We start from the raw sequence: 6,921 nt of genomic DNA, 5'->3' as shown, positions 1-6,921 counted from the left end.
CGGTGTTCATGGTGTTGCAGGCCGCGTTCGCCGCCCTGCTGTCCCGGATGGGCTCCGGCACCGACATCCCCATCGGCACCGTCGTCGCCGGACGCACCGACGAAGCCCTCGACAACCTCGTCGGATTCTTCGTCAACACCCTCGTCCTACGCACCAACCTCACCGGCAACCCCACCTTCACCGAACTACTCACCCGCGTCCGCGACACCGACCTCGCCGCCTACGACAACCAGGACCTCCCCTTCGAACGCCTCGTCGAGGAACTCAACCCGAACCGGTCCACCGCACACCACCCGCTGGTCCAGGTCACCCTGGTCCTGCAGAACACCGGCAGTGTGCAGAACGGCGCGGCCGGGCCGAGCGCGCTGGCCGGCACCGAGGTCCCGTTCGACACCGGCACCGCGAAGTTCGACCTCACCCTGGGAGTACGGGAGGAGTTCGACGGGGGTGCGCCCAAGGGCCTCAAGGGTGCGCTGGAGTACGCCGCCGACCTGTTCGACCCGGCCACGGCGCAGCTGCTGGCCGACCGCTTCGTCCAGCTGCTACGTGCGGTGACGGCGGACCCCGGCACCCGGATCGACGACCTCGACGTCCTCACCCCCGCCGAGCGCCGACGCTACGGCCCCGCGGCCGAACACGGCTGCCGGGCCGAGTCGGTCGGGCTCGCCGACCTGGTCGCGAGGCACGCCGCCGACAACCCGCAGGCCGTCGCGGTGGTGACCGGGTCCGACCGGATCCGGTACGCCGATCTGGACGCCGACGCCGACCGGCTCGCCGCGCACCTGGCCGCGCGCGGCGTACGTCGGGGGGACACCGTCGGTGTGCTCCTGGAGGCGGGTCCGACGTTGGCAGTGGCCGTGCTCGCCGCGCTGCGGGCCGGGGCGACGTACCTGCCGCTCGACCCGGCGGCACGCGATGACAGGCTGGCCGCCCACATCCGTACGGTCGTGCTCGCCGCGGTGGTGACCACGTCGGACCAGGCGACCCGGCTGGCCGGGCTGCGGGTCGGCCGTACGGTGCTGACCGACGTGGATGGTTGGCGTGAGCGGTCGGCCGCCCCACCGCCCGGGCCACGCGACCCCGGCGACGGGGCCGTCGTACTGGTGGTCGATGACGCGGACGGGCCGCGTGCGGTGCGATATCCGCATCGGGCACTGGTCGGCGCGGCACGGCGCGCCGGACTCGACACCGACGCCGCTCAGGTCTGGCTGGGGTGGGCCGCACCGGCCGGTGGCGAGTTCATGATGCCGCTGTGGTCCGCGTTGAGCACCGGAGCGACATGCGTGCTGCCGGCACCGACTCCGCCGTCCGCCGCCCGGCTGGCGCGGCTGGTCGCCGAGCAGGGCGTCACCAGCCTCACGGTCACCGCGGAGCTGTTCGCGCTGCTCGTCGAGGAACACCCACAGGTGCTGACCCGGCTACGGCAGATCCTTGTCACCGGTCGTACGGCGGCGGCCCACCTGGCCCTGGCCCGTGATCGTCATCCCACGCTGCGCCTGGTGCACGGGTACGGCGGCGTCGAGGGCGGATGGTGGGCGCTGGGCCGGGTGGTCGACACACCGCCGGTCGGTCCGGATGTGCCGGTGGCGCAGGACGGGCTGCGCTGTCACGTCCTCGACGATCGGCTGCGGCCGGTGCCCGCCGGGGTCCGGGGCGAGTTGTTCCTGTGCGGTCCCGGACTCGCCGACGGCTACCCGGACCGGCCCGGTGCCACCGCCGCCCGCTTCGTCGCCGATGCGGGTGGTGGCCGGATGTTCGCCACCGGCACCTCGGCGAGTTGGTCCGCCGAGGGTGGCCTGCGGGTGCACGGGCCGGTCGCCGCGCCGACCTGCAACGGGGTGCCGGTCGACCCGCAGCGGGTGAGTACGGCGTTGATCAGCCATCCGTCGGTGCGCTGGGCGGTGGTGTCCGTCCGGGCAGACGCCGATGGTGGCGAGCAGTTGGTGGCGCACGTCGTGCCGACGACGTCGTCGGTCGATGTCGCGCAGGTGCGGCGGCATGTCGCGCAGCTTCTGCCGGAGCACCTGGTGCCCGCGCGGGTCGTGGTGTTGACGACGGTTCCGCTCACCGGAGACGGTCGGCTCGATCACCGTGCGCTGCCCGACCCGGAGGACACCGGTGCCGGGAAGACCGCCCGGGATCCGCGCGAGGAGGTGCTGCGGGACATCTTCTCGGAGTTGCTCGGTGGGCGTCCGGTCGGTCTCGACGACAACTTCTTCCGCATCGGCGGGCACTCGCTGCTGGCGGTGCGACTGGTCAACCGGATTCGGTCGACGTTGTCGGTCGAGGTGACGATCCGGGACGTGTTCCAGGCGCCGACCGTGGCGGCGCTCGTGGAACGGCTGACGGCCACCGTGACGCCGGCCCGGCCGACCCTGCGCCGTCGAGCCGGCGTGCGGTAGACCTGCCCCGGCGGCGGGAGCATCCTGCCGCGCCGACTGCCGCTGCCCCGGTGGTGTGCTGACTAGCCTGATGTCAGCGCACCGCCGGGGCTTTTTCCTTCCGGCGGGCCCTCTCCGCCGGCAGTCGACGGCCGGACGCGGCACCAGTTCTGTCCACTTTGGAGTTAGACACGCGACCGTCCGGGGCCCACCCCGTCCGCAAACCGCAGGAGGAAGTGCAATGCCATCGATCGACTACGCGGAACCGGTTGTCCAGGCCGGGCCGGGCCGCGACGACCGTCGGGCGAGCACGGTCCTCAACGGCGGGCCGCTCACCGGGCCGGTCGTCGGCGTGTCGCAGGCGTTCGCGCAGCGGGTCGCCGTCGACCCGGACCGCCCGGCCCTGGTCGCCGGGGCGACCCGCCTCAGCTACGCGGAGTTGGACGCGGCTGTCGCACTGCGCGCCGAACTGTTGCACGCCGAGGGTGCCGGACCTGGCCGGCTGGTGACCGTCTGCCGGGCCCGCAGTGTGGAGGCGATCGTCTCGGTCCTGGCCGTGCTGCGTACCGGAGCCGCATACCTGCCGCTGGACCCGGCTGCGCCGGCCGCCCGCAACGAGGCGATCCTCGCCGACGCCTGCGCGGGGACGCCGCCGGCCCTGGCCCAGGTGATCGCGCAGGGCGAGGTGGTGCTCAGCGGGGCAGGCGTGCCAGCCGGTACGGCCTACGTCATCTACACCTCCGGTTCCACCGGAACGCCCAACGGCGTCCTCGTCGGACAGGCCGCCCTGGCACACTTCGTCGCCGGAGCGACCTGCCGGTACGGTGTCACCGCCGACGACCGGATGCTCCAGTTCGCCCCCCTGCACTTTGACGCCAGCGTCGAGGAGATCTTCCTGACCCTCACCGCCGGCGGCACACTCGTGCTGCGCGACGACGACATGCTCGACGTACCGGCGCTGCTGGCCGGTTGTGTCCGACACGGGATCACCGTTCTGGACCTGCCGACGGCGTACTGGCACGAGCTGGCGTACGCGCTCGCCACCGGGGTCGCCGAACTACCCCCGAACCTCCAGACCGTGATCATCGGTGGTGAGGCGGCGCTACCCGAGCGGGTGGCCCGCTGGCGGCAGGCCGTCGGCGACCGGGTACGGCTGCTCAACACGTACGGGCCGACCGAGGCGACCGTGGTCGCGACGGTGGCCGACCTGTCCGGGCACGACGACGCCGACGAGGTTCCGATCGGGCTGCCCCTGCCCGGGGTACGGGCGGCCGTCGTGGACGGTGAGCTGTGGCTGCTCGGCGGCGCGCTCGCCGACGGTTATCTGGGTCGCCCGGAACTGACCGCTGACCGGTTCACCACCCTCGGCGGGCAGCCCGCCTACCGCACGGGTGACCGGGTCCGGGTCCGCGACGACGGTCAACTGGACTACCTGGGCCGCCTCGACGACGAAGTCAAGATCAACGGACACCGGATCGATCCGGCGGCCGTGGAGTCGGTCCTGCTCGGCCTCGACGGGGTACGCGAATGCGCCGTCGTCGCCCAGGACCTCGGCAACGGCATGAAGCGCCTGGTCGCGTACGTGGCCGGCACGGTCAGCGCGGACGAGGTCCGCGGCTATCTCGCGCAGCGGCTGCCCGCCGCTGCGGTGCCCGGCGTGGTCCGGCTCGTGGGTGCCCTGCCCCGCAGCAGCACCGGCAAGATCGACCGGGGCACGCTGCGGGCCACCCCGGCGTCCGGGCCGGGTGGCACCACCACCGCCGCCGAGCCGTGCGCCGGATCGGGGTCGGCCGAGTACCTGCCCGAGCCCGGCGAGGAACTCATCCCGCTGTCCTACTCCCAACACCGGCTGTGGTTCCTCCACGCCATGGAGGGACCGACCGCGACGTACAACATGCCGCTGGTGATCGAACTGGACGGGGTGCCGGACCAGCAGGCGCTGGCCGCTGCGCTGACCGACCTGGTGACCCGGCACGAGGTGCTGCGCACCGTGTACCCCTCGGTCGACGGCACACCCGTCCAGCGGATCCTCGACGACCCCGACCCCCGGCTGCTGGTCGTGCAGGACTGCCATGGCGACGACGTCGACACCCGGGTGGCCGAATTCGTCGACGGAACCTTCGACATCGCGACGCAGCCGCCGCTGCGGTCCCTGCTGCTCGTCGACACGCCGCAGCGCTCGGTGCTGGTGCTGCTGGTGCACCACATCGCCACCGACGGCTGGTCACTGGCCCCGATGCTGCGCGACCTGGAGGTCGCCTACCGGGCCCGCCTGGCCGGAACGGAACCGGACTTCGAGCCGCTGCCCGTCCAGTACGCCGACTACGCCCTCTGGCAGCGGGAACTTCTCGGCGACGCCGACCAGCCGGAGAGCCTGATAACCCGTCACCTGTCCTGGTGGCGCGAAACCCTCGCCGATCTGCCGGCCGTACTCGACCTGCCACTGGACCGGCCCCGCCCGGTCGAGTTCGGCCACCGGGGCGCCTCGCTCTGCGCGGTCCTCGACGCCGACACCCACCAGCGCCTGCGCAACCTCGGCGACACCCACCAGGCCAGCGCGTTCATGCTCTTCCACGCCGCGCTCGCGGCCACCCTCACCCGGCTCGGCGTCGGCCCTGACGTGCCGGTCGGTACCCCCGTCGCCGGACGCGGCGACGAAGCGCTGCACGACCTCATCGGCTTCTTCGTCAACACCGCCGTGCTGCGCACCGACCTCTCCGACGACCCCAGCTTCGCCGACCTGGTCGTCCGGGTACGCGACAACAATCTCGCCGCGTACGCGCACGCCGAGGTCCCGTTCGACCTGCTGGTGGAGCGACTCAACCCGGTCCGGTCGCTGGCGCACCATCCGTTCTTCCAGGTGATGCTGACCGTCAACACGTCCACCCCGGACGAGCTGCGGATCCTCGACCTCGACGGCCGGATCGCCCCGGCCGGCCTCGACACCGCCAAGTTCGACCTCAGCTTCTCCTGCATCGCCACCGCCGACGACGCCGAGGTCGAAGTCTGGCTCCAGTACGACGTGGACCTGTTCGACGCCGACACCGCGACCCTGATGCTGGAGACGTACCTGCGGCTGCTGCGGGCCGCCACCACCGACCCGAGCACCCCGGTCAGCACCCTCGACGTGCTCACCGACGCCGAGCAGGCGGGCCTGGAGGAGCGGCGCCGCGCCGCCCGTACCCGCCCGGTCGCGGTTCCCGCTTTCGTCGGCGGGCACGACGGCTCTCCCCGTACCCCGGTCCTGTGTGACCTGTTCGCCGAGGTGCTGAGCCTGCCCACGGTGGCCCCGGGCGACGACTTCTTCGCCCTCGGTGGACACTCCATGCTCGCGATCCGGCTGGTCAACCGGATCCGGTCGGTACTCGATGTCGAGGTCGGCATCCGCGACATCTTCCTCGCCCCCTCCCCTGCCGCGCTGGGTCACCGGATCGGCGAGCTGACCGCTCGGGAGCGGCTCGCGCTGGTGGCCGCGGCGCCGACGGAGCGGTTGCCGTTGTCGTACGCGCAGCACCGGCTGTGGTTCATCAACGAGCTCAACGGCCCCAGCGCCATCTACAACATCCCCGTCGCGATCCAACTCGACAACGACCTCGACGCGGAGGTTCTGGCCGCCGCCCTGGCCGACGTCATCCACCGCCAGGAGGCGCTGCGTACCGTCTTCCGCACCGTCGACGGCGAGCCCTACCAGGTCGTCCTCGACAACCCCGCTTCAGGGCTGACCGTCCTCGACCTCACCGCCGACGAGGTACCCGCAGCCGTCGAAGCCGCCGTCGGACATGTCTTCGACCTGAGTGCCGACCCGATGCTGAAGACCTGGCTGCTGCGCCCCGCCGACGCCGCCCAGGTGTTGGTCGTGGTCCTGCACCACATCGCCGGGGACGGCTCCTCCATGGCTCCCCTGCTGCGTGACATCACCACCGCCTACCAGGCCCGCCTGGCAGGCCGCACGCCCGACTGGACTCCACTGCCGGTCACCTACACCGACTACACCCTCTGGCAACGCGACCTCCTCGGCGACGCCGACGACCCCGACAGCCTGCTGAATCGGCAGTTGACCTTCTGGCGGGAGACGTTGACCGGGGCCCCCCAGGTCATCGACCTGCCCGCCGACCGGCCCCGACCGGCCCAGGCGAGCCACCGCGGGGGTGCGGTGCCGTTCCGGCTCGACGCGGACATGCACCGGGCGGTGCTGCGACTCGTCAATGGCAGTGGCACGACCATCTTCATGGTGTTGCAGGCCGCGTTCGCCGCCCTGCTGTCCCGCATGGGCTCCGGCACCGACATCCCCATCGGCACCGTCGTCGCCGGACGCACCGACGAAGCCCTCGACAACCTCGTCGGATTCTTCGTCAACACCCTCGTCCTACGCACCAACCTCACCGGCAACCCCACCTTCACCGAACTACTCACCCGCGTCCGCGACACCGACCTCGCCGCCTACGACAACCAGGACCTCCCCTTCGAACGCCTCGTCGAAGAACTCAACCCCACCCGCACCACCGCACACCACCCCCTGTTCCAGATCATGCTGATGGTC

The 6,921-nt window shown here is 71.9% G+C and carries 2 protein-coding genes; both read left to right on the top strand.

The genetic code is table 11. The features are described from left to right. Positions 1–2,402: non-ribosomal peptide synthetase (locus tag C1A38_RS29930; protein ID WP_146017653.1), on the top strand; the 2,402-nt coding region annotated here is incomplete at its 5' end. 220 nt (positions 2,403–2,622) lie between these two features. Then, positions 2,623–6,921, top strand: a 4,299-nt coding sequence (locus tag C1A38_RS29925) for a non-ribosomal peptide synthetase (RefSeq protein ID WP_158244957.1), incomplete at its 3' end; no start/stop codon positions are given.

Source organism: Verrucosispora sp. ts21, assembly GCF_002879555.1.
GTDB lineage: Bacteria > Actinomycetota > Actinomycetes > Mycobacteriales > Micromonosporaceae > Micromonospora > Micromonospora gifhornensis.
The sequence above is the reverse complement of the archived record's forward strand: the minus strand, read 5'-3'. Positions and strand labels throughout refer to the sequence as shown.